At 31.8% G+C, this 24,469-nt stretch carries 24 protein-coding genes and 1 tRNA gene; 13 read left to right on the top strand and 12 right to left on the bottom strand.

What is annotated here, in order from left to right; genetic code table 11:
• The first annotated feature begins 23 nt into the window (after positions 1-23).
• Together EV145_RS03835 and EV145_RS03830 are read left to right on the top strand one after the other, a co-directional pair.
• Positions 24-875: a substrate-binding domain-containing protein gene (locus EV145_RS03835; protein WP_133523911.1), complete on the top strand. Its 852-nt coding sequence runs from the start codon at positions 24-26 to the stop codon at positions 873-875.
• Between the two features lie 18 nt (positions 876-893).
• Positions 894-1,826 carry a transglutaminase gene (locus tag EV145_RS03830; RefSeq protein ID WP_133523910.1) on the top strand — a complete coding sequence of 311 codons (933 nt, stop codon included), beginning with the start codon at positions 894-896 and terminating at the stop codon, positions 1,824-1,826.
• A 23-nt stretch (positions 1,827-1,849) separates the two neighbouring features.
• Here the strand turns inward: EV145_RS03830 and EV145_RS03825 are convergent, their stop codons facing one another.
• The gene (locus tag EV145_RS03825; RefSeq protein ID WP_133523909.1) at positions 1,850-2,974 is read right to left on the bottom strand and encodes a serine hydrolase; all 1,125 of its coding nucleotides are present in this window, start codon (positions 2,972-2,974) and stop codon (positions 1,850-1,852) included.
• Positions 2,975-3,198: 224 nt separating this feature from the next.
• Between EV145_RS03825 and EV145_RS03820 the strand changes: the two genes are divergently transcribed.
• Positions 3,199-3,573 (top strand): hypothetical protein, encoded by a 375-nt coding sequence (locus EV145_RS03820; RefSeq protein ID WP_133523908.1) that lies wholly within the window; start codon positions 3,199-3,201, stop codon positions 3,571-3,573.
• A gap of 102 nt (positions 3,574-3,675) precedes the next feature.
• On the opposite strand, the gene EV145_RS03815 is transcribed toward EV145_RS03820, so the two are convergent.
• Together EV145_RS03815 and EV145_RS03810 are read right to left on the bottom strand one after the other, a co-directional pair.
• On the bottom strand, positions 3,676-5,127 hold the full coding sequence (locus EV145_RS03815; protein ID WP_133523907.1) for a glycosyltransferase: 1,452 nt from the start codon (positions 5,125-5,127) through the stop codon (positions 3,676-3,678).
• Positions 5,128-5,403: 276 nt separating this feature from the next.
• Positions 5,404-5,847 (bottom strand): PepSY-like domain-containing protein, encoded by a 444-nt coding sequence (locus EV145_RS03810; RefSeq protein WP_133523906.1) that lies wholly within the window; start codon positions 5,845-5,847, stop codon positions 5,404-5,406.
• A 136-nt stretch (positions 5,848-5,983) separates the two neighbouring features.
• Here EV145_RS03810 and EV145_RS03805 point away from each other — a divergent pair, with 136 nt between their 5' ends.
• Positions 5,984-6,394 carry a VOC family protein gene (locus EV145_RS03805; protein WP_133523905.1) on the top strand — a complete coding sequence of 137 codons (411 nt, stop codon included), beginning with the start codon at positions 5,984-5,986 and terminating at the stop codon, positions 6,392-6,394.
• 38 nt (positions 6,395-6,432) lie between these two features.
• On the top strand, positions 6,433-7,047 hold the full coding sequence (locus EV145_RS03800) for a class I SAM-dependent DNA methyltransferase (RefSeq protein ID WP_133523904.1): 615 nt from the start codon (positions 6,433-6,435) through the stop codon (positions 7,045-7,047).
• A 10-nt stretch (positions 7,048-7,057) separates the two neighbouring features.
• On the opposite strand, the gene EV145_RS03795 is transcribed toward EV145_RS03800, so the two are convergent.
• Together EV145_RS03795 and EV145_RS03790 are read right to left on the bottom strand one after the other, a co-directional pair.
• The gene (locus EV145_RS03795; RefSeq protein ID WP_133523903.1) at positions 7,058-7,555 is read right to left on the bottom strand and encodes a hypothetical protein; all 498 of its coding nucleotides are present in this window, start codon (positions 7,553-7,555) and stop codon (positions 7,058-7,060) included.
• A gap of 59 nt (positions 7,556-7,614) precedes the next feature.
• Complete coding sequence (locus EV145_RS03790; RefSeq protein ID WP_133523902.1) at positions 7,615-8,481, bottom strand: chromate resistance protein ChrB domain-containing protein; 867 nt, start codon at positions 8,479-8,481, stop codon at positions 7,615-7,617.
• A gap of 325 nt (positions 8,482-8,806) precedes the next feature.
• Between EV145_RS03790 and EV145_RS03785 the strand changes: the two genes are divergently transcribed.
• Complete coding sequence (locus EV145_RS03785) at positions 8,807-9,652, top strand: class I SAM-dependent methyltransferase (RefSeq protein ID WP_133523901.1); 846 nt, start codon at positions 8,807-8,809, stop codon at positions 9,650-9,652.
• Positions 9,653-9,719: 67 nt separating this feature from the next.
• Here EV145_RS03785 and EV145_RS03780 read toward each other — a convergent pair whose 3' ends face one another.
• The 4 genes from EV145_RS03780 to EV145_RS03765 all read right to left on the bottom strand — a co-directional run bounded on the left by EV145_RS03780 (position 9,720) and on the right by EV145_RS03765 (position 14,998).
• Positions 9,720-10,871, bottom strand: coding sequence for a PQQ-binding-like beta-propeller repeat protein (locus EV145_RS03780; protein WP_133523900.1), 1,152 nt, complete (start codon positions 10,869-10,871; stop codon positions 9,720-9,722).
• Between the two features lie 216 nt (positions 10,872-11,087).
• Entirely contained in the window at positions 11,088-11,747 is a 660-nt protein-coding gene (locus tag EV145_RS03775) for a GNAT family N-acetyltransferase (protein WP_243739194.1), read from the bottom strand.
• 549 nt (positions 11,748-12,296) lie between these two features.
• Complete coding sequence (locus EV145_RS03770; protein ID WP_133523899.1) at positions 12,297-13,412, bottom strand: nuclear transport factor 2 family protein; 1,116 nt, start codon at positions 13,410-13,412, stop codon at positions 12,297-12,299.
• A 281-nt stretch (positions 13,413-13,693) separates the two neighbouring features.
• Positions 13,694-14,998, bottom strand: coding sequence for a M20/M25/M40 family metallo-hydrolase (locus EV145_RS03765; protein WP_133523898.1), 1,305 nt, complete (start codon positions 14,996-14,998; stop codon positions 13,694-13,696).
• A 508-nt stretch (positions 14,999-15,506) separates the two neighbouring features.
• On the opposite strand from EV145_RS03765, the gene EV145_RS03760 reads away from it, so the two are divergent.
• Positions 15,507-16,031 carry a hypothetical protein gene (locus tag EV145_RS03760; RefSeq protein WP_133523897.1) on the top strand — a complete coding sequence of 175 codons (525 nt, stop codon included), beginning with the start codon at positions 15,507-15,509 and terminating at the stop codon, positions 16,029-16,031.
• A gap of 133 nt (positions 16,032-16,164) precedes the next feature.
• On the opposite strand, the gene EV145_RS03755 is transcribed toward EV145_RS03760, so the two are convergent.
• On the bottom strand, positions 16,165-16,416 hold the full coding sequence (locus EV145_RS03755) for a GIY-YIG nuclease family protein (protein ID WP_133523896.1): 252 nt from the start codon (positions 16,414-16,416) through the stop codon (positions 16,165-16,167).
• Between the two features lie 58 nt (positions 16,417-16,474).
• Positions 16,475-16,549, bottom strand: a tRNA-Val gene (locus tag EV145_RS03750).
• Positions 16,550-16,813: 264 nt separating this feature from the next.
• Between EV145_RS03750 and EV145_RS03745 the strand changes: the two genes are divergently transcribed.
• Entirely contained in the window at positions 16,814-18,604 is a 1,791-nt protein-coding gene (locus tag EV145_RS03745; RefSeq protein WP_133523895.1) for an ABC transporter ATP-binding protein, read from the top strand.
• 104 nt (positions 18,605-18,708) lie between these two features.
• Here the strand turns inward: EV145_RS03745 and EV145_RS03740 are convergent, their stop codons facing one another.
• Positions 18,709-19,881 (bottom strand): proline dehydrogenase family protein, encoded by a 1,173-nt coding sequence (locus EV145_RS03740; RefSeq protein ID WP_133523894.1) that lies wholly within the window; start codon positions 19,879-19,881, stop codon positions 18,709-18,711.
• A 268-nt stretch (positions 19,882-20,149) separates the two neighbouring features.
• Here EV145_RS03740 and aroB point away from each other — a divergent pair, with 268 nt between their 5' ends.
• The 5 genes from aroB (at position 20,150) to EV145_RS03715 (ending at position 24,411) form a co-directional block, all read left to right on the top strand.
• Complete coding sequence (gene aroB, locus EV145_RS03735; RefSeq protein ID WP_133523893.1) at positions 20,150-21,217, top strand: 3-dehydroquinate synthase; 1,068 nt, start codon at positions 20,150-20,152, stop codon at positions 21,215-21,217.
• A 57-nt stretch (positions 21,218-21,274) separates the two neighbouring features.
• Positions 21,275-21,454 carry a hypothetical protein gene (locus EV145_RS03730; RefSeq protein WP_133523892.1) on the top strand — a complete coding sequence of 60 codons (180 nt, stop codon included), beginning with the start codon at positions 21,275-21,277 and terminating at the stop codon, positions 21,452-21,454.
• A 60-nt stretch (positions 21,455-21,514) separates the two neighbouring features.
• Positions 21,515-22,918, top strand: coding sequence for a decarboxylase (locus EV145_RS03725; protein WP_026728689.1), 1,404 nt, complete (start codon positions 21,515-21,517; stop codon positions 22,916-22,918).
• 104 nt (positions 22,919-23,022) lie between these two features.
• Positions 23,023-23,991 (top strand): deoxyhypusine synthase family protein, encoded by a 969-nt coding sequence (locus EV145_RS03720; RefSeq protein ID WP_133523891.1) that lies wholly within the window; start codon positions 23,023-23,025, stop codon positions 23,989-23,991.
• Between the two features lie 9 nt (positions 23,992-24,000).
• Positions 24,001-24,411: a DNA primase gene (locus EV145_RS03715; protein WP_133523890.1), complete on the top strand. Its 411-nt coding sequence runs from the start codon at positions 24,001-24,003 to the stop codon at positions 24,409-24,411.
• Positions 24,412-24,469: the final 58 nt, after the last annotated feature.

Here is a 24,469-nt window from a genome sequence, read left to right as displayed (position 1 = left end):
ACTTAACTTAAACTTAAACTGTAATGAAAACTGTAAATATTGTAGGTGTTCCCGAACACTTCAATTTGCCATGGCATTTATGCATTGAAAATGGCGAATTTGAAGCAGAAAATATTGATTTGCAATGGAAGGATATTCCAGAAGGTACAGGCAAAATGTGCCAGATGCTGCGAAGTGGTGAAGCTGATATTGCCGTTATTTTGACAGAAGGAATTGTCAAAGATATTCTAGCTGGAAATCCGAGTAAAATTGTCCAAATTTATGTTCAGTCTCCTTTAATTTGGGGAATTCACGTAGCTGCAAAATCAGATTTTCAAACCGTAAAAGATTTAGAAAACAAAAAAGTGGCAATTTCAAGAATTGGGTCAGGGTCCCAGTTAATGGCCTATGTCAATGCAGCGGAACAAGGCTGGGAATCTGATGATCTTCAATTTGAAATTATCAATACAATTGATGGCGCTGTCGAAGCCTTGACAAATGGTACAGCAGATTATTTTATGTGGGAACGTTTTATGACAAAACCACTTGTTGACAAAGGTATTTTCAGACGAGTTGGCGACTGCCCTACTCCATGGCCTTCATTTGTTATTACGGTTCGTGATGAATTTTTGAAAAAAAATCCAAAAGTGGTTGAAAAAATCCTTGAAATCATCAATAAAACAACACACGATTTTGCCGAAATTCCGGAAATTGATAAAACTTTAGCAGAGCTTTTTAACCAAAAAATTGAAGATATTCAAGAATGGTTAAAACTAACGCAGTGGTCTCAAAAACATTTAAGCGAGAAAGCATTTATTAAAATTCAAAATCAATTATTTGATCTGGGAATTATTGATAAAAAAAGTACTTTTGTTGAAACGGTAAAAGCGCTGTAAAATCTGCTTTGATTTTTTATGATGAATTTCCCTAAAATTGACTTTCCGCAATTAAAATCCAAATTACAGGTGAAATCACCTTGGGATAGGGTTATTATTATGGTTTTAAGTCTTTTAATTACAATCCCGATATTCATCATTCTGCATCAAAATCTGCGCGATTTAAATTGGACCTTCAATTTAGATCGTGTGTTTATTTTTTTATTTGTTTTTGCTGCCGTATTTTTTCTGCTGATGCTTTTGCGAACCATAATTATATTATGTGTTGCTGTTTACTTGCTGGTGTTATTTTATGGCAGTGTGATAGGAAATTATGGTTTCAGTGAGATTTCTGAAGACTATAATTCGATGATTTATACCATGTCTGATAATCCTTTTCCGCAAGATATTATTGTGGCAAAACTGCTCCCTTTTCCAAATAAAACAAAAATTATAAATGCAATAGAATATCAGAATCCGAAGGTTCGAAATTTTGCTATCATGGCAACAACAAAGCATTTTAAAGGCATTAGAGGATATTCTGACTATCGAACTACAATTCAATGTTTTGCCGTTTTTAAAGAAATAAATAGCCGATGGAATTATGTAAATGATCCAAAAGAAGGCGATTATATTGCAACTGCAAGTGAATCTTTGCAGTATTTTTCTGGAGACTGTGACGATCATTCTATTTTAATGGCGGCAGCAATTCGTTCTATTGGTGGCACACCAAGGCTAATTCATACCAAAGGGCATATTTATCCTGAAATTTTAATAGGTTCTTTAATTGATTTGGAGAAAGTCAATTTTCTTATAAAAAATGTACTTTTTGTCAAAGAAAGTTATGGCAAAAAAATACATTATCACATCGACGAACGCGGTCAGGTATGGATGAATCTGGATTATACCGCTACATATCCGGGCGGACCATTTTTATATGAAGAAATTTTAGGAGAATTAACTCTTAATTAAAATAACATAGTTTATTTCCTGATCTATAATTTAGATTTTGCATATAGTTCCCTCCCAAGTGCTGCAAAAAAAGGAAGTGAAACCGAATCATATTCATAAACATTATCATTAAAAATACCGTCTTTATTGACCAACATTGTTGCTGAAACCATAAATTCAACTTTATTTTCGGTGTCAACTATATAAGCTGTTTCCGTCATGGTTCCATATGCTTGACCAATTTTATTATATATTTTTATGTTTTCTGGAATTTGATTTTTTGTATCGCCAAACATTAAAAATTTACAATAACTGTCAAAATACTCTTTTGGGTCATAACCAGCATTTCGAGGTAAATTCTGCATCGAAAATAAAATAAACTCTCGTTCTTTATCGGTTATTTTAAAACGCTCATTTTCATTAAAAGCTTCTGGAAAAATAATTCTTTTTAATGTATTATGAAGTGTTTCTAACGGGTAATAATTTTTCTTAGAAAAATCAAAAGGTTCATTTACAAGTTTATCACCTTTCATAAAACCAGTTCCTTTTACGAGGTTATTAAGAACTAGCGGTGTATTTTTTTCGTTCAGTTTTGAAGGAAAAACTTCAGTTGATCCGTCATCTTTATATAGCGTAACCGATTTTACAAGAGGATTTGAAGGCTCAGATCCAGAAAGTCTGTGTGTGATTTTGAAAGGTTCTAATCCTTTTTCTTTCATTTTCTGATTGATATAGTCAAAACCTATAAACTCAAATAAATTACTGCTGGCCACATTATCGCTTACAGCAAAAACTTTAGTGATTTCATCTGCAAATTTTAATTTTTCAGAATTTCCTTCAATGGTAAAATTGGTATTTACAGATGTATTTGCAATCGTATTTAATTTTTCAAGCGCTAGAATTGCGATTGGAAATTTTATGGTACTTGCTGGATAAAAGTAATTAGATGCATCTAAATGATAAGTATAATCTTTAAAAGTAATTTTCCCTTCATTTCTAACAATTTGAGTGTAGATGATTTGCAGTTCATATTGCTTTGGATCTTTCATTACTTCTTTTATCTTTTTGTCATCAGAAGCTAAAACTTTTTCTAAAACATTTTTTTTAGAGCCACAGCTAAAGAATACTAAAGCGACAAAAAAGAAAATACATTTTTTAAATATTGACATAATTAAAATTAAAAATGGAATTTCAAATATAAAAATTACATCTCAGTTTTAACTCTTAAATGAAGTATTTTGTAGTTTACTTATCTTCAGATTGTTATAAAACACGTCAGTTCAGACCGTATTTTTTGCTTTTTTAAATACCTCTTGTAAATATTTGATTATAAATATTTTAACTATTGATTTTTTTTGTAACTTTTCATGTCTAATTTTTTAATCACAGAATTATGAAAAAATCTAAATTATTTGTCTTCGGAATTTTATTATCTGCAGTTTTAATTCTTTCATGCACCATGGCAAAAAGGAATGAATTAGTAAGTTCTTGGAAAGTTACTAGCGTTGAAGCGAACAAAAAACCACTTTCTGATTCATTGAAAAATATAATTCTTGCTAACGGCCAATTAACATTTACTAAAGATGGTCATGTAACAGGATTTTTACTTAGAGAAATTACAGACGGTACCTATGCCTTGACAAAGCAAGGAAAAAGCCTCGTAATTAAAGATGAAACGGGAACTCCATGGCCTTGTATTAGCACCATTACTGATGACCAGTTAACTTTAGAGGCTGATGAATTAAAACTGACTCTTAAAAAGATTTAAGTTTTTTTGCTGAGAATAAGCACATAACCACATTAAAGGAATAAAAAAAACTCCTAAATAATCTCAAATTTAGGAGTTTTTCTATTTTATTAAAAATTAGCTTTATGACAAACCACGAGTTAGCCAGCCTTTTTTATTGGCAGTTGCAATTGCATATGGTGTTATCCAAAACAAACTGAAAGTATAAAAAATACTATAGGAATAAGCCCAAAATGCATCTGTAAAACTATATCTTTTAGCATAAAACAACACTGAAAATGTTGACACAATCAAAATGCTTAAAAGTGTAGAACTAAAAAACAAAACCGGATGAACTGCTATAAAAAACAACATAAATAATAAGAACGGATAAGCCATAACAATTTTTAAAGATTGGTTTAAAAATAAAAGTCTTGCACCAAATTTAGACTCATTTCTAAAATCTTTAAAAACATATTGTGCCATCATAATGTTCTCGCGTACATTGCTTCTGCCCCATCTGATAAACATTTTGTACAAACCTTTATATTCTTCTGGAACGTTTGTCAATACATAGGCGTTTCTTTGGAACAAAACATGTAATCCTTGTTTTAAAATCATGTTTGTCATTGCTCGGTCTTCACCAATATCTGAAGGTTGTCCCATAAAAGTCTGATTGATCCATTCTGGCAGGCATTCAAATACAGCATCTCTTTTATAAGCTGCAGCGGCACCTGGCGTACACAAAACTGATCCCAGCATACTTTCTGCCGAACGCATAAATTCAAAACTCATTACAAAACTTACATTAAGCATTTTTGGCAACAAGGCTTTTTTATTGTTCAAAACATGAACATTTCCGGCAACTGCACCACATTTTTCATCCACAACAAACGGACTCACAAGGTTTCGTAAAGTATCTTTTTTAACTATAGAATCGCTGTCGACAGTTACAAAAATTTCACCATTTCCAAGTTCGAATCCGCGGTGTAAAGCGTGGCGTTTTCCTTTGTTTTCTGGCTGTTGGTAAATTGACAAACGATCTCCAAGTTTTACTTTTGCCTGTTGCATCCAGTACCAAGTATCATCTTTGCTTCCATCGTCAATGGCAAGTATTTGAAGTTTTTGTTCAGGAAAATCGCTGTCTGCTAAACTTAATAAGGTTTCCCAAACTAATTTTCCTTCGTTATAAGCAGGAACAATTACGGTACATGTAGGAAGCAAATCATCTGAAACGGATTCAATTGGCTTGTAATTAAAGTAGAGATACAAATTGTATAAAAATGATCCCGTTTGAAAAAAGAATAAGGCTGTAGCTAAAATCAAGAATGGAAGTCCCCAGCTTGAGTTTATTCGGTCGATTTGAAATTGATCAAAATCGGATTGCAGGTTATAAACCACAAACGCACCTCCAAACATCAATAAAAAAGTACCTGCAAGTACAAGAGAACCCAAAGGTGTTGCTGTTTTTTGTGTGGAGTTTTTTAAGAATTGGATTTTAGAAATAAAATTGGAACTTTTTGCTGTTTTTTCTTTTCTGTTTAAAGTTTTATCTGAAGAATAAAATTGTTCTGAAATAATTGTTTCGCTTTTCATTGAGGCTATTGCTTTAATTTTAAAATGGCTTTTAGAGTAATTCTTTCTTGGTTTTACTTCGCTTAGAAAAAAGGCGAAAAAGTTAAAACATAGAATTGATCACAACCATTTTTACAAGCGCCGTGCCATAATTAATGAAAAATTGATACTGAGGAGTTTAGCAAAATTGAGCTAAAAATAAAATGTATAAACTTTATACAGTTGTGAAAAGTTTATACTCAAAAAACAGAAAAAAAGCTCCAAAAGCAAGATGTTCTGGAGCTTTTAAAACGAGAATTATTTAATGTTATTGTTTTTGTCTTTTAGAATTTTTCCGTCTTTAGAAAATTCTAAATCAATTTGGTTTGTTAAATCGACATCGACATCTTTATGTCCGTAATCAATGTGTGTGATTTTTTCGTTAGGATAATTCTTTGAAATATAATCTTTAATATTTGGTGCAATATAATCGGTTGGAATTGGATTATTTCCTCCATCAACTTCTCGATAGGAACCATCTTTCCAGAATTCGACTTCGGTTCCGTCTTTCAATTTGACTTCGTACCCTTTTTCGCCGTGTTCTGCATCTTTTTTTGCTATATCTACAGTTGTATAACTAAAATGTTTTTGAAGAAATTCTTGCGCCGGTTTTGGCAATTCAGAAGTTTCGATTTTTTTTTGAGCGCTGGCCGATATTACAAAAGTGAATAATAATGTGGCGATTATATGATGTGTTTTCATAATTTAAATTTTAAAAAATTGTCGTATCTAGCTAATTTACAACAACTAACAATATTTTCAAATCAATTTAAGAAAGCTTTTAGTTTTTATGCAAAGTGCATTTTTAGTATATTTAAATTTTTAAAACCAAAAAAATATGGAAGACTCAAATAAACAACATGACAATACAGTTCCAAAAGTAACTGGAATTGGAGGTATTTTCTTTTTTACAGAAAACCCAAAAGAAACACGAGAATGGTATTCCAAAAATTTAGGGCTTGACGTTAATGACTGGGGCTCGACATTTGAATCGAGAAATATTAATAATCCTGATTTAAAAGAAGCGCTTCAATGGAGCCCTTTCAAAAAAAATGATGACTATTTTTCGCCTTCAAAAAAAGAATTCATGATTAATTACAGAGTGCAAAATATTGAAGCTTTAATAAAACAGCTTAAAGAGAATGGCGTAACTGTCTTAGATGATATCGTCACATATGATTATGGCAGATTTGTGCATATAATGGACGCCGATGGCAATAAAATTGAACTTTGGGAACCTATCTATTAAATCAAATATAAAATGAGTCCGAAGAAAGTTTTAGAATAATGGAAAATGCATCTATAAATAAAAAATCGTATAACAAAATTGTTGATGATTGGGCAAAAATCAGAAATAATTCGGCCGTAAATAAACCAATTATAGATTTTTTAGAAAAGATTAAACCAAACGGAGATATTCTTGATATTGGATGTGGCTCCGGAAATCCAATTGCAAAATATTTTTCCGAAAATAATTATTCTATAATTGGAATAGATTTTTCTGAAAAGATGATTGAAATTGCAAAATCACAAGAAATTAAAAACTCCCAGTTCATTGTCTCAGATTTCTTTGATTTTGAAACTGATAAAAAATTTGACGGAATAGTTGCTTGGGATTCACTCTTTCATTTTCCGAAGGAGCGTCAGAAAGAACTTTATTCAAAAATTTATGATTTACTATTACCAAATAGCTATTTTCTTTTTACTCACGGAAAAAAAGAAGATGAACATATGGACAAGATGTTTGGAGAACCCTTTTATTACAGTTGTTTGTCAAGAAATAGTGTTTTGGAATTAATGACAGATTTAGGTTTTGAATTAGAATACGAAATCGAAAATTTTGTTGAAGAAAATACCACTCGAGATTGGGTTGTATTGGCTAAGAAAATTTCAAAGACGTAAAACAATAGTCTTAGAAAGCAATTCCAAATTGAAAACCTATAGTAAAAGTGCTCGGATGATCATTACCAAAACGAACAGGCAAAGGCACGGCCGCGTAGTAACTGCAACTGCTGGTTTTAAAAAACGTTTTATTAAAAACTGGTGTAAAGCCATATCTTCCGCTTGTTTCAAACGCGACTCTTCCTGCAAATGTGTAGCCATTTCCTAATGCGACCAAAACTCCCGGATGAAATAACAAATTAGTTACTTTGCTGGTACCGTTGTCGTCTTTTATATTTGGAACCATTTCAAACGAAAATCCAATTTTTTGATTTTTCCAAATATTAATTCCCGTTGGAAAACCTACAGCATAATAATCTCTAAAATTTACTGTTGTTTCATCACTGCTGAAAGTTACAATTGGATGCATAATGCCAAAATAACCTGTTATTTTAGGATAAGTGGTTTGTGCTGAGATATTTATACTTGATAATAATACGGTAAATAGAAAGATTAATTTTGAATACATTGGTTTAGTTTTAATTATAACTACAAAACTAAATTTCAATGATGCAGCAAAATAGAATCTTATTTACCTTTTGTATCTGGATTACTTTTATTGTTTTTTTTTCGATACGACGAAGGGTTTTTCCCCGTATGCGCTTTAAAAATTCTAGTAAAATGACTTTGATCTGAAAATCCAGTCATGTAAGCAATTTCAGTTAATGAATGTGAAGAATTTGAAATGAGAACAATTGCTTTTTCGATGCGTAACTTTCTCACATATTCGCCAAAATTCAAATCTTCAAAATGCTTCGAAAATTCTCGTGATAAATAAGACGGATTTAAATCTAATTCGTTAGAAATTTTCTTCAAATCAAATGCAAACTGCGCATCAATTTGATCTTGAATAATTTCTTTTAAATCTTTAACCCAAGCCGGCGTTTTTACTCCAGACTTCTTGTCTTTCAAGAATTTATTATATACTTCATGCAATAAATTTTCAAAAGGACTGTTTTGCAGATGATTTTGTTTAAAAAGGTGTGTTGCCCAGCTGTATAAGGCATCGTAGACAATTACTCCTGTTTCCAGTAGTTTATAATCGTCGGTAATATTATAAGAAAGTCCGGCCGAAATTGCCCAAAGCCCCGCCGATTCTTTTGCAATATCATGTCTGTCTGTATCTGCGCCACGCACAATTCGAGCTATTATTGAAATTGCGGGATCGTTAATTTCATATTTTTTCACAATATAATCAAATGTGCTTTGATCGTCATAGTGCGTAAATTCCACATTCGGAATATCAAACGGTGTAGCATTTAATTCTTTTGCTTTTTCTAAAACTTCATTAAATGGAACATAAATGAATTCAGCTTCATTGTCAACAAACTTTTTTATTAGCCAAGGACATGCAATTCGATCTATTTTTGGTCGTTCTCTGGTAATCCATTTCATTTTTTAAATCTTTAGGATTTTGATATTCAAATCTAGCAAAATCATTTGGTTTCAAGAATTTATAAATTACACTGATTTTGTTTTTCTTTTTCACCATTCCATGTAACGGTTTTAATTAGTAAAACAATAATTAATCACCTAAAAATCAATTATTTATATTTTTAAATCATTATATTAGCGTGTTGAAAAATATCAATTTATACCAAGGATACACACGCTCATTTCGACTTACTTCTCTATTTTTTAATTTGGTATAAAACAGTTTGGCCCCTCCTCTAACTTTAGAACAAACAAAAACAATTATAAACCATCAAAATTAGAGAAAATGGAACCACACTTAGAAGAAATTCGCGATCAGCAAAAGCAATCTTGGAACAAGTTTTCTGGAGGCTGGAAGAAATGGGATGACCTTGTAATGGATTTTTTTAAACCAATGGGAGATGAAATAATTCGATTACTTAATCCAAAAGGCAATGATTATGTTCTTGATATTGCTTCTGGCACGGGAGAACCCGGACTGACAATTGCAGGAAAATTGCCTGATGGCAAGGTTGTAATTACTGACCTCGCTGAAGATATGCTGAAAATCGCACATGAAAATGCCCTTTTAAAAGGACTTACAAACGTTGAAACTGTTGCGTGCGATGTATGCGAGCTACCCTTTCCAGATAATACATTTGATGCGATAAGTTGCCGATTTGGATTTATGTTTTTTCCTGATATGCAATTAGCGGCCAATGAAATGGTTCGCGTTCTTAAGCCTGGCGGAAAAATAGCAACAGCAGTTTGGAATATTCCTGAAAAAAACTTCTGGATTACAGCTACAATGGGAACAATTAATAAAAATCTGGAGCTTCTGCCACCGCCTCCCGGTTCGCCTGGTATATTTCGTTGTGCTGAAGATGGCTTTATTTCAAATATATTTTCTAAAGCTGGCTTGAAAAACATTTCTCAGGTTGAAGTAACAGGAAAACTAAATTGTAAAACTGTAGACGCTTACTGGGGAATGTTAACAGAAGTCGCAGCTCCAATTGTAGCGGCCCTTGATTCTGCCAGTGATGAAATGAATGAAAAAATAAAAACGGAAACCTATGCCAAAGTAAATGAAAAATATCCCGATGGAAATGTTGTTATTGATTCAAGTACCTGGGTTATCTATGGTGAAAAATAAAGCAATTTTAAATCAATGCAAACTGATAGAAAGAAAAAAGCCTTCTCTGTTGTGAGAAGGCTTCTTTTTATTTAATTATCTTTAAATAAGCACTGTAAACATCGTCTTTAAGAGAAGTTCGCATATAATACATGTCTTCGTCTTTTGTATTTAAATCAAATTTAATCAAGCCGGCATCACAATAGTAAAAGATAGTATCGTCAACAGGAAACTCAATATTTGAAATAGGCATAGTAGTTAATTTAATTTCAAATGCTATTTCGCCATTTGTTATGTCAATTTGAAAAAGTTTCTTTTTACGTGTATATCCCCAGATATTATCATTATCCTCTGTAATGTATTCAATATTATCATCTTTAAAATCCCTTCTCCATATTTGAGTTCCGGTTTTTGAATCAACCGCATATAAAGTAGAAACTGTTGTTCCTTGTGCTGCAAAATATACTTTTTTGTCTTTACAGAATATACGCTCCTTTACATTGAACTGATTTTCATCTAATTTAAACTGCCACAAAATATCTAATTTATCTGGGCTCAAGGCATAAAGCACATCTTTTTCATTTGCTATAAATACATTTTCTCCATCAGTTGCAGGTTTTCCGTACATTGGTACTTCAAAGGTTTTTTGGGCAAGAACTTTTCCTGTATTTGCATCAAAACTATATAAGCTGGACGCGCTTTGAGCAAAAATTTTGTTGTTAAGATAAAGAACCGGAATATCATTATTAGTGGAATCTAGCTTATAGCTCCATGCTAAACTTCCATCTTTAGTGTTAAGGGCGTATATATTGCCATTTTGAGCAGTTATATAAAGTTTTCCATTATTGATGATTGGAACTTGATTTTTCAGTACAATTTGATCTGTACTATTGCCTAATCTTGATTTCCAAAAAATATCCCCGGTTTGGTTGTCAACTGCAAAAATTTCACCGTTAATGAACGGAACATACACAATGCCGTCATGCAGCGTTACCAGGTTTGCGCACATTTCAGTAAAGGCATCTGTAGCTTTTACAGTCCAACCAATTTGTTCAGATTCTAAATCATACGAAAAAAGAGATCCGTCATAGTCATAAATTAGAATTGACGCTTCGTCTAAAGGCACTTTTTTAAGCGGTCTTAAAACTTTATTAGAGACTGCGTCAGTAAGTGTTGGCGCTTGTCCAAAAATATTTATAACTGTAAATAGAAATAAAAGAGTTATTAGTTTTTTCTTCATTTTTAAGATTTGGGCATTAAAAATTGTTTGAACTATTTCTTATAACGTAAGTTTTTGCTATTTCTTTTAAATGCAAATAACTTGATATAAGAATCAGACATAAATTAGTGCTAATATAGAAACAATTCTAATAAACATTCTCATCTACAGTTTTAATAAAAAAATAAATATTAAAATATGGCCAAAGAAATTTAGATTAATCCGTACTTCTTGTTATTATCCATTTTGTTTTGGATCATAAAGCATTGCTGTACATAAACAGTTTTTTCTTTCCTTAGTCATTAATATCGGACAGTTCACACATGATTTACAGCCCTCCCAAAACATTTCATCTACAGGCAATTCTGCGAAAGTAACAGGTTCAAAACCGAGTTCATGGTTCATTTTCATAACCGCAAGCCCCGAAGTTAAACTGAATATGCGAGCGTCAGGATACATTTCGCGACTCAGTTCAAAAATCTTTTGTTTAATTTTTTTCGCAAGTCCAGAATGTCTAAATTCGGGTGCCACGATAAGTCCTGAATTAGAAACAAAATTACCATTCTCCCAGGAAGAAATAAAAGAAAAACCTGCCCATCGCCCATCTGAAGCAAAAGCTATCACAGCTTCACCCTTTTTCATTTTTGTTTCGAGAAACTCCGGTGAACGTCCTGAAATACCCGTGCCTCGAGCTATAGCTGAAGATAACGTCACTTCGCAGATCTCTCTGATCCAGAAAGTATGCGCGCATCTTGCTTTTTCGATTGTAAATTCAACTAATTCCTCTGGCTCTTCAACAGCCGAAAATGTTGTTCTATTACGAAATGAGCCAGAAAAAAAGAAGTTTTTATTTGTTAGGGTTATTTTAGAATTTATGATGGGGTCTATGATTTTCATAATCGTTTAATTTATATGGTGCAGATGTACAAAGTGAAAATTTCAATTTATATTGTTAAACTATTTTTGAAATTAGTAAAACAGCAATAAAGAAAACTATGGTAAATACCATTAAGTTGATGAACCTGTTTTTATTATTCATAGATTTTTTAGATAGATATACTTTTGTAATTTCTTTACTTCTCGTTTTATTTGCTTTCATCTTTATTTTTGATTAATAATGTTTTGAACTAGTTTTGATGTTATCACAGTTGTTGCAAAAAACTATTGAATTAAAATCAATAATTTATTATGGTGATTGTATCTGCTAAAACAAATGGTATGCCAGAACAAACAAATAAAAGTAAATTACTGTATATCAATATATTGAGTATTTTGATAGCTTTTTAAAAGAAAAAAAGCTATCAAAATGATAAGATTAACTATTCAAAATGAAAGGGATATTAGCGATTACTGAACATAAATGCCAAGTATTGTTTTGGAACTTTCATGTTATTTATAACTGGATTTTAAGAATCTTGCGTGTGTATTAAACATTGATAAATTATCCTAATTATTTTTTTCAATCAATTCGATAATTTTTAAGGCAACACCGTTTGATGATTGGAAATTTTGCCCTGTAACAATTCGGCCATCTTGCTCAACATAAGATTCATTTCTCTTTGAGAATTTAAAATTTCCCCCTCTTTCTTCTATTGTTTTCTGAATTAAGAATGGAAAGTGCTTAAGATATTCGCCATCTTGCTTTTCAAAAGAGTCAGGATAACCACTTAATTTTTTTCCTTCAACTAAGAATTTTCCATTTTTAGTTTTCAAGTTAACAATGCCCGCTGTTCCATGACATACCGAAGAAATAATGCCGTTATTATCTTCATATACTTGCATAGAAATGCGCTGAATGTCTAAATTTTCAGGAACATCATACATTGCGCTTCCGCCACCAATATAATGAACAGCTTTGTAAGTTTTATAATCAACTTCCTTAGGGTTCAGCGTATGTTTTATCGCGTACATGAAGTCTGGATTATATAAATATTGTTTTTGCAAGTCATCAGAGGTATTAATATAGGCTAAAGGAATAGCACCTCCCTTTGGACTCACAAAATCAACTGTATAACCCGAATTTATAAAAGTATCATAAGCGTTTACGATTTCGGCAAAACTATTACCAGTTGAAATTGTAGAATTTCCGTAATAATTTGCATTAGAGACAATGAATAATATTTTTTTTCCTGATTTATTACTTGTTTTGCTACTTGCTGCTTTGCTAATTATTTTCCATTCACTCAGAATTTTTTTAAGCAAAAACATATCTATAAATTCTTGTTTTCTTTCAGGAATGAGAATTTCGGCTTTCGCAATAGCGATATCATTAAAATATTCTATCGAAATGATTTTTCCTATACGACCATTAAATTCTCCTTTGTTCCCTTTCTGAAACCAAGAGACATATTCTGAACTAGGAACTATCCATAAAGGTTTTTCCTTGTGGCTCAGAAAAAGATTAGCTTCAGGATAAAAAGCCTTACTAATGCTGTCGGGCATATTATAAGATGTACCCTCAATATAATTTTGAATACAATTCTCAATTAGAGATTGCTCCGATTGTGAAAAGGCTAAATTTGATAGTAATGCTAATAGGATTGCGAAAAAGATTTTTCTCATAAACTTTGGATTTTAATGATTTAAAAAAATGTTTTTCAAAACTATATTGATTAACTTTTAAATCATTCCAAGTTTATAATATCAGGAGTACGGATTTATAATTTTGGAGTAATTTTTTCTTATAATTCAGAAAACACAATACCCGTTTGCGTCCACAATCAAATATTTTTAATATAAATAAAACAGTAATTGTCAACCTACATAAAAACAAGATAAATAAAAAATAGCACTGAAAACCAATCGTTTTCAGTGCTATTTCAATTCTTTATGATCTACTTATGTTATTTCAGTTGCGTAGTATTTACTCTTGTTGGCGTATCTTTTCCACTAATAATCGAAGAAGAACTTAATGCAATTGATTTTATTATTTGGGTCATGTTATCAATATCCAACGTTTCAAATTCATCGTCGGCTGTGTGATACGTTAGTTCATTATCCATTTTTGAAGTCGAAATGGTATGTGCAGGAACTCCAAGCCTAGCTAACGTAGCGTTGTCTGAGCGGTAAAATAACTGTTGGTCGGGATAAGGATCTGAATAAAATGTAAAATTCGTTCCTATTAAATTAGCTTGTAAAATTTGCCCCATATTCGACTTTTCGTAGCCTGTAATGTAAGCAGAGTTTTTACCCCATTTAGATTCTGTTCCTATCATTTCAATATTGAACATTGCAATCACTTGTTCTGGCGCAAGCTGTTTAGAAAAATATTTGGCTCCATAACCACCTATTTCTTCAGCTACAAATGTGGTAAAAATAATAGTACGCTCGTTGTTATTTTGTTTTTTAAAATATTTCGCAAGCATAATTACAGCTGTTGTTCCAGCTGCATCATCATTAGCACCATTATAAATAGAATCTGTTGCAGGATGCGGAGCACCTTCTTCAGGAGAGCCTACTCCTAAATGATCATAGTGTCCTGAAAAAATCACATATTCATTTGGTTTCGTTTTTCCGGGTAATATTCCAACAACATTATTCAAGGCTTTTTTGGAAATTGTATTCGTTAATTCAACAGAAAAAGTCGTCGCTTCTGTGGTACCAAAAACAAACATAATTGTATTGTTTCCCGGAGTAGCATTTACTCGATCAATATGTTGAATATTCGGTAAAACTTTATCAAATGAAGGGTCAACTAATACTAAAAGATTTTTCGGACTTTTATAATATTCATTAAATTTCTCGCCAATGTTATCCCCTTTACTGATTTTTACAATAGAAATATCGCTTTTTTCATTTAAAGAAACTTGAGGAAGGTAGGAGAATGTTGCAACCTGATTATTATTTATTTCTTTGCCATCAATAGTAATTTTTGAAGAAACTGCTTTAGAGACAGTCATCGAAAATTCTTGTCTGTAATTCGTTGCTCCATTGAAAGTTTGCAAACCAATGGCTTTAAACTCTGACTCTATAAAGGTCGATGCTTTTTCAATACCGGGAGTAAAAGTTCTCCTACCCTGCATATCATCAGCTGAAAGTATTTTCTCTATACGAGTTACTTCCTTATTTGTAATAATTTTATCAATCGATTGTCCATGTACATTAAAACATTGACTTAAAACAAAGATACTTACAATAATTTTTTTCATATTTTACTTTTATAAATAGCATTTTAGTTAAACCAAAAGTACGTTAATTATCTGCGAAACTTAGCGGTAGTAAAAATTTTTAATTGAAAAAACTGAGGTTTTATAACTTTCAGTATATACTATTTTCCAGTCATATAAGTCTCCACTGAATACTTTGCTTTTTTGATTATGATGAATCAGTCTTTCTTTTAAATTGGACGTAAATCTTATATAGAAATTATTCTTGCCTTAACTAAATAAAATATAAATCATAAAATTTATAAAAGTATATAAAGGAAAAAAACTCCAAAATCATATGATTTTGGAGTTTTTGAAAATTCTGTGGGCCTTACGAACCTTTTTACGAACCATTTCTACAGGATTTAAAGAAAATTTCAATGAAGAAAATTCTAATTACAGTTTTTAGTAACTCAATTATCATATAAATATTTTTATATTCGCTGGAGGCAATGTTAAACTATTATACAAAGCAACTAAAAATAAGTTGCCAATAATTTTAAGACAACATATGATTAGACAAATTTCAATACTTGGTTGTTTATTACTCTTTTTACTTTTTTCAAATTGTAAACAAAAAAAGATACATCCGAAATTAGATTATAATACAAAAGCTAATGAAGTTATAAAACAACTTTTAAAAGAAGAGTCATGTCAGTGTATATTAGAAATTCCAACAAAATCATTAATTGAAATACATAAAATTGAGGATCTTAAACCCGGAATTGAAAACGTATTGATTGAAAAATTGCATTTGAAAAACCGTAAGGAACTAGATAGCTTAGTAAGTGTCTCAAATAATTTTGTTTTAGATACTACAGGATTTAAACAAGGCAATATTAAAGTTGTGGCTCTAGATTCTTTAAGAGAATTAGCTAAAGATCCAAATTATTGTCCTAAAGGAATTTTATGTGTCAGAAAACCAATTTTTGATAAGAACTATCAAAACGTTATTGTAGATTATGGTTATGCTTTTATGTGTCTTTCTTCTCCTTGGGCAATCTACAGATTTGAAAATGGAAAATGGAAGAGATAAAAAAGATTACTTGTCAGCGGATTTTAAACAAAAAAAACTCCTTAATTTCTTAAGGAGTTTTTTGGTGGGCGATGAGGGGTTCGAACCCCCGACCACTTCCGATGAAAAATCGGAATGCTCCGAAACACCTGAGCTAATCTTTTTTAGAAATTAATTCTTGAATTTTAATTCTGCTTTTCCATGATTTAATTTGCAATTCTCTTTTGTGTGCAAGTTCTTTGTTTTCGTAGTTTTCCGTGTAAACAACTTTCCAGTCATTCACACTTCCAGTAAAACCTTTGCTTTTTTGATTATGACGAATAACTCTTTCAACTAGATCCGAAGTAAATCCGATATAAAATTTATTTTTGCTTTCGCTAAATAGGATATAAACAATAAATACCATGAGTTTAGAAAATAAAAAAACTCCAAAATCACATGACTTTGGAGTTTTTGGAAATTTGTGGGCGATGAGGGGTTCGAACCCCCGACCCCCTCGGTGTAAACGAGGTGCTCTGAACCAGCTGAGCTAATCGCCCTATTTTACTAGGTTGCTATCATTTCGTGATTGCGAGTGCAAATATACAGCTAGAATTCGAATTTGCAAGCGTTTTTCAAAAAAAAATAGAAGAAAGTTTCAATAAAATATTTAGAAAGCTATTTTTCAACGAATTAAAAAACTGAAAAAAATCTTCATTCTCTTAAATTTAGTTAAAAATCGAAAACTCAAAAGCTAATTCATAATATTCTTTTGTATTCACTTGCTATAATCATACCTTTGCAAACCTTAATTGTATATCCAAATGGCTAGATTTCAAGAAAACGATTTACCTAAAGCTAAATTAGACTCCAATTCCCTTCAAAAAGCAATCAGAATTTTTAAATATGGCAAAGGCCACAAATGGAAATTTTTCCTGGGTTTGATTTTCCTCTTACTTACTAGTGCCACTGCCCTCGCCTTTCCTAAATTAATGGGAATGCTTGTTGACTGTGTTACTAATAAAGATTTAAGCAGAGCAAATGAAATTGCTGTTGGACTTATGGTGATCCTAACGTTACAGGCCATTTTTTCATTCTTTAGAATTTCTTTATTTGTAAATTTTACTGAAAACTCACTTTCAAATATTCGTTTTGCATTATATGAAAACCTGGTAAAATTGCCAATGGGATTTTATTCTCAAAAACGTGTCGGAGAATTAAATAGTCGCATCAGCGCTGATATTTCTCAATTGCAGGACACTTTTACTACTACAATTGCCGAATTTTTACGTCAGTTTATTTTAATTGTTGGAGGTTTTGTCATTTTAGGCAATATTAGCCCGAAATTGACTTTAATGATGCTGGCTATTGTTCCGATTGTAGCCGTTGCAGCTGTTATTTTTGGAAGATTTATTCGTAAATACGGAAAAAAGACTCAAGATAAAGTAGCCGAAAGTCAGGTTATTGTTGAAGAAACGCTGCAAGGAATCAGCAACGTTAAAGCTTTCGCTAATGAATGGTACGAAATTCAGCGTTATAAAAATAAGATCAAAGAGATTGTAAAAATCGCTATTAAAGGCGGTCAATATAGAGGTTATTTTGCTTCGTTCATTATTTTATGCCTTTTTGGATGTGTAGTTGCCGTTGTTTGGTACGGAATTACATTGACAATTAAAGGAGAAGTTGAAGGTGTAGGTGATTTAATTTCATTCGTGCTTTATACCACCTTTATTGGTGCTTCATTTGGCGGAATTGCTGAGATGTATGCTCAAATTCAAAAAGCGGTTGGTGCAACCGAACGTGTTTTTGAACTTTTAGAGGAAACTCCGGAAGAAATCAATACAAATTCTAAAGTACATGCAATTGAGAAAATAAAAGGAAATGTCACTTTTAAAAATGTTGCATTTCATTATCCATCAAGAAAAGAAGTTCAGGTTTTGAAGGATGTCAATTTCTCTGCCGAATTTGGACAAAAAATTGCTATCGTTGGTCCAAGTGGTGCTGGAAAATCGACAATTTCGTCTTTATTATTGCGCTTTTACGATATTACCTCAGGAGAAATTCTAGTTGACGGAAAAAATATTCATGATTATGATTTAGAAAATCTACGTGGTAATATGAGTATTGTACCTCAGGATGTAATTTTATTCGGAGGGACAATCAGAGAAAATATTGCTTACGGAAAACCAGATGCTTCTGATGAAGAAATTATGGTTGCAGCAAAACAAGCAAACGCTTTTAATTTTATAGAAGGTTTCCCAGAAAAATTTGAAACATTAGTTGGAGAACGCGGTGTAAAATTATCTGGCGGACAGCGTCAGCGCATTGCTATCGCAAGAGCTTTGCTTAAAAATCCAAGTATTTTGATTTTGGATGAAGCTACTTCATCATTAGACAGCGAAAGCGAAAAGCTGGTTCAGGAAGCTTTAGAAGTTTTAATGGAAGGAAGAACAAGCATCATCATCGCTCACAGACTTTCAACTATTAGAAATGCTGATAAAATTTTAGTTCTGGATAACGGAAAAATCTCCGAAGAAGGAACACACCAGGAATTAATAAACCTTGAAAACGGAATTTATAAAAACTTGAGCAATTTACAGTTTAGTAATTCTTAAAATAAAATCTCAATTTAGAAATTCTAAATTCAAAAAAAAGCTCCATTTGCAAAACAAATGGAGCTTTTTTATATAAACTATAAACTGTAAACTGAGACTGAAAACTACTCCTTCCCTTTTCTACGTTTACGTTCCGCTTTAATCATCGATAATTCACGACTTGTTTGTCCTGCAACCGAAGTGTTTTCTTCAGCACGACGGATCAAATACGGCATAACATCTTTAACTGGTCCAAATGGTAAATATTTAGCATCATTATAACCGTTTTCAGCTAGGTTATAACTAATATTATCGCTCATTCCGTACAATTGCCCAAACCAGATTCGGTTATCATTTTTAGCAATTCCTTTTTGAGCCATCATTTCCATTAATTTATAAGAGCTCAATTCATTGTGAGTTCCGGCAAAAATAGCCATAGTATCAATATGGTCTAACATATAATGAACAGCAGCGTCATAATTCACATCTGTAGCTTCTTTAGAAACACAAATTGGCGAAACATATCCTTTTTCTTCTGCACGTTTATTTTCTTTTTCCATGTAAGCACCACGAACTAATTTCATTCCAATAAAGAAACCTTCATTCTTAGCAACGTCATGCAATTTTTTCAAGTAATCTAAACGATCCCAACGATACATCTGCAAAGTATTAAATACAATAGCTTTTTCTTTATTGTATTTGCGCATCATATCGGTTACTAAATCATCAGCAGCATCTTGCATCCAGCTTTCTTCACCATCAATTAATAAAGCAACATCTTTTTTATGAGCTTCACCGCAAACTTGATCAAAACGAGCTACCACTCTATCCCATTCTGCTTGTTCTGCAGGAGTTAAAGTTTGTTTTTCTCCTATTTTTTCATACAATTCAAAACGGCCTAAACCAGTTGGTTTGAAAACCGCAAACGGAATAGCCAAACGTTCTTTGGCAAAATCAATAGTTCTCAATGTCATTTCAAGAGCAGCATCAAACTGTTCTTCTTCTTCTTTTCCTTCAACTGAATAATCTAATACAGATGAGACACCCTTTGTAAACATTTTATCTACAACCGAAAGGCAGTCATTTTCATTCACACCACCACAAAAGTGATCAAAAACTGTCGCACGAATCAATCCTTCTACCGGAAGGTGCGCTTTAAGAGCAAAATTAGTTACAGCAGTTCCAATTCTAACAAGAGGCTCGCTGTCAATCATTTTAAAAAGAAAGTAAGCTCTATCTAGTTCTGTATCACTTTTTAGCGAAAATGCTACTTGAGTGTTATCGAATATTTTTTCCATTAAGTTTAGTTTTTGTGCAAAGATATAGAGTGTTTTGAATATTATTTACGAAATCGTGTGAAATTTTTCTAAATTATCAATACAGCAAATCAATATATAAAATTGTGAAGTAAAATTTTACTGCTTCTTTATGAATTTATTCAGAATCTGGATTTTAAAATTAAAAAGTAATTTAGAATCATTCGTTTTTAAACAAATTAGGGCTAAAGTTTGAATATTATTTAGTCTAAAAAGCCTTATTTTTGCGGTCTCAATTAACCTAAGAAGTATGAAATCTATTCAAGCAAATAATTATTTGGTGCATTTTAACCAAAATGCCTACGAAGCCTTAAATAACCATTTAAAAGAAAATAAGTATTCTAATCTCTTTATTATAGTAGACGATAAAACAAATGAATATTGTCTTTCTAAACTTTTGCCACAAATTGAAACTGATTTAAACATCGAAATTATTGAATTTGAATCGGGTGAAGAAAATAAAAATATTGAAACTTGTATTCAAATCTGGAATGTACTTACAGAACTTGGAGCCGACAGAAAATCACTTGTAATTAATTTAGGTGGCGGCGTTGTTACTGATTTAGGCGGATTTGTTGCTTCTACTTTTAAAAGAGGTGTTGATTTCATAAATATTCCAACAACTTTATTATCAATGGTTGATGCTTCAGTTGGAGGGAAAACAGGCGTTGACTTAGGAAATCTTAAAAATCAGATTGGTGTAATCAATGTACCTAAGATGGTTTTAATTGATACGGAATACCTTCAGACTTTATCACAAAGCGAAATGCGTTCCGGCTTAGCCGAAATGTTGAAACATGGCCTTATTTACGATGTTGCGTACTGGGAACAATTTTTAGATATAAAATCTATTGATTATAATGGATTAGATGAACTTATTTATCGTTCAGTTGAAATTAAAAATGATATTGTAATTCAGGACCCAACAGAAAAAAACATCAGAAAAGCTTTAAATTTTGGACATACCCTCGGACATGCCATAGAAAGTTACTTTCTAGAAAGCGAAACAAAAACTACATTGTTACATGGAGAAGCAATTGCAATAGGAATGATTCTGGAAAGCTATATTTCGTTGCAAAAAGATTTAATCACTGCTACCGAATATTCTGAAATCAAAACTGCTATAAAAAGCATTTATGATGACGTAATTATTGAAGAAAATGACATTGATCCAATACTAGAATTATTGATTCACGACAAAAAAAATGAATACGGTTTGATTCAGTTTGCACTGATTGAAGGTATCGGAAAAATAAAAATCAACCAATCGGTTGAAAATAAATTAATTCTAGAAGCGTTTCAAGATTATAAATCTTAAATATTTTTTAATCAAAAGCATTGCTTTAGGTATATATTATTTTTTACATTTGCCTCGATGAAAACAAACAGAAAACAAAGAAATTTCAGCTCTTATAGAAACAGACTCAACAGTTCTTTATTAAGAATGCTGAATCGTTTTTACAATAGCAAAAGTCCGTTTTGTTTTGATGTTTTCTTATTTTCAAAAGCCGAGCACGAAAAACTGCAAATTATTTTTGCCAATATTAGAGTTTGAATTTTAGATTTAGCGACGTTTTTACTAAATTTAAATACAAATTAAAATATTGAAAATTAAATGAATACAAAATATTCTGATCTAATAAACCAAACATACTATTTTCCACAGGAGGAATTTAAACTAAACAAGGACAACCTTCAGTTTCACAACATCGATTTGATGAAACTAGTTGAACAATATGGTACACCTTTAAAGTTTACTTATTTACCTCAGATTTCTGAAAACATCAACAAGGCAAAATCTTGGTTCAGAAAAGCAATGGAAAAGAATAAATACGAAGCTAAATATTATTATTGCTATTGTACTAAAAGCTCTCATTTTGAATACATTATGAATGAAGCTTTCAAGAATAACATTCATATTGAAACTTCGTCAGCATTTGACGTTAACATTGTTGAGAATTTACTTGAAAACGGAAAAATCAACAAAAGTACTTACGTTATCTGTAATGGTTTCAAAAGAGACGAATACATTACTAATATTGCACGATTAATTAATAACGGACACAAAAATACTATTCCGATTATTGATAATTATGAAGAACTTGATTTGCTTCAGGGTGAAATTAAAGGAAAATTCAAAATTGGAATTCGTATTGCTGCTGAAGAAGAGCCTAAATTTGAGTTTTATACTTCAAGATTAGGAATTGGTTATAAAAACATCGTTTCGTTCTATAAAAAACAAATTCAGGAGAATGATAAATTGGAGCTTAAAATGCTGCACTTTTTCATTAATACCGGAATCAACGATACATCATATTACTGGAACGAGCTTGTAAAATGTATTAAAGTGTACATTGCACTTAAAAAGGAATGCCCTACTCTTGATGGCTTGAACATTGGAGGCGGTTTCCCAATTAAAAACTCGCTTGCTTTTGAATATGATTATCAATACATGATTGATGAAATTATCAATCAAATTAAAATTGCTTGTGAAGAAGCTGAAGTTGATGTACCAAATATCTTTACCGAATTTGGTTCGTTTACAGTAGGTGAAAGTGGTGGCGCTATCTATCAGATTTTATATCAAAAACAACAAAATGATAGAGAAAAATGGAATATGATCGATTCATCGTTCATTACTACTTTGCCAGATACTTGGGCTATAAATAAACGTTTTATTATGCTGGCAATCAACCGCTGGAATGATACTTACGAACGGGTTCTATTAGGCGGACTGACTTGTGATAGTGACGATTATTACAACTCTGAACAGAATATGAACGCAATTTATTTGCCTAAATACAACAAAGAAAAGCCATTGTATATTGGTTTCTTTAATACGGGTGCGTATCAGGAAACAATTGGAGGTTATGGTGGTTTACATCACTGCTTGATTCCGCAGCCAAAACATATTTTGATAGATCGTGACGAAAATGGAATTCTGGCAACAGAAGTTTTCTCAGAACAACAAACTTCTGATGATGTATTGAAAATTTTGGGCTACAAGAAAAAAATGTAAAAATAATGCAAATTAAAAAGTTAATATCTTTAAATTTATTAATTTGCAGTAAGATCGTAAAAGGTTAACAGCTTTTAATTCAAACAAAAACAAAAAAAAAAGAAATGAAAGGACCAATCAGTCAGTTTATTGAAAAACATTATTTACACTTTAACTCTGCTTCTCTAGTAGATGCGGCTAAAGAGTACGAGCAACAGCTGGCTAACGGCTCAAAAATGCTTGTAAGTATGGCTGGTGCTATGAGTACAGCTGAAATTGGTAAAATTTTTGCAGAAATAATTAGACAAGATAAAGTACAAATTATTTCGTGTACTGGAGCCAATCTAGAAGAAGACATCATGAATTTAGTAGCTCATTCTCACTACGAAAGAGTTCCTAACTACCGTGATTTGACACCAGAAGATGAATGGGCACTCCTTGAAAGAGGATTAAACCGTGTAACAGATACTTGTATTCCTGAGCATGAGGCTTTCAGACGTTTGCAAAAACATATCTACAAAATTTGGAAAGATGCAGATGATAAAGGAGAGCGTTATTTTCCACATGAATTCATGTACAAAATGTTATTGTCTGGTGTTCTTGAAGAATATTACGAAATTGATTTGAAAGACAGCTGGATGTATGCAGCAGCTGAAAAAAATCTTCCAATTATCGTTCCAGGATGGGAAGATAGTACAATGGGAAATATTTTCGCTTCTTATGTAATTAAAGGCGAGCTAAAAGCTTCGACAATGAAATCTGGAATTGAGTACATGACTTTCTTAGCAGATTGGTATTCAAAAAACAGCAGCAATGGTATCGGATTCTTCCAAATTGGTGGTGGTATTGCAGGTGACTTCCCTATTTGCGTTGTACCAATGTTATATCAAGACATGGAAATGCATGATGTTCCTTTCTGGAGTTATTTCTGTCAAATTTCTGATTCAACAACTAGTTACGGATCATACTCAGGAGCGGTTCCAAATGAGAAAATCACTTGGGGTAAATTAGACATCAAAACCCCTAAATTTATTATCGAATCGGATGCTACAATTGTTGCGCCGTTAATTTTTGCATATTTATTAGATTTATAGGATATTTTTATGAAAAGAGTTATAGTAGACTACGCCAAACTGACAAACGAAATTTTAAACCTTTTGGTTGAAAAATTTCCTGATGGTTATGATGATTCGGATGTTATCCGTTTTAGAAACGCTAAAAACGAATTAGTAGAAGCTGTTGAAGTACGTACTGAAGACACTATTTATTTAGTAAAAATTAGTACTAAACTTGCTGACAGAATTGAAAATTATGACGAAGATGATGATATCGATCTTGATGTTGACACAATCGAACCGGTAAAAGGTCTTGATCTTGATGATGATGCTGCTGACGATGACGATGATGATGACAATCAAGATAAACCAGACACTGATGGCGGTGACGATGATGATGAAGACAGAGACACAGACGATATAGCTGATGAAGATGATGAAGATGATGACGAAGATTAATCATTAAACTTATAAAACGAAGGAACTCTTTTGAGTTCCTTTTTTTTATCAATTACTA

Source organism: Flavobacterium sp. 245 (assembly GCF_004362055.1).
In the GTDB taxonomy this organism is placed as follows: domain Bacteria; phylum Bacteroidota; class Bacteroidia; order Flavobacteriales; family Flavobacteriaceae; genus Flavobacterium.
This window is presented reverse-complemented; position numbering and strand designations above follow the sequence as displayed.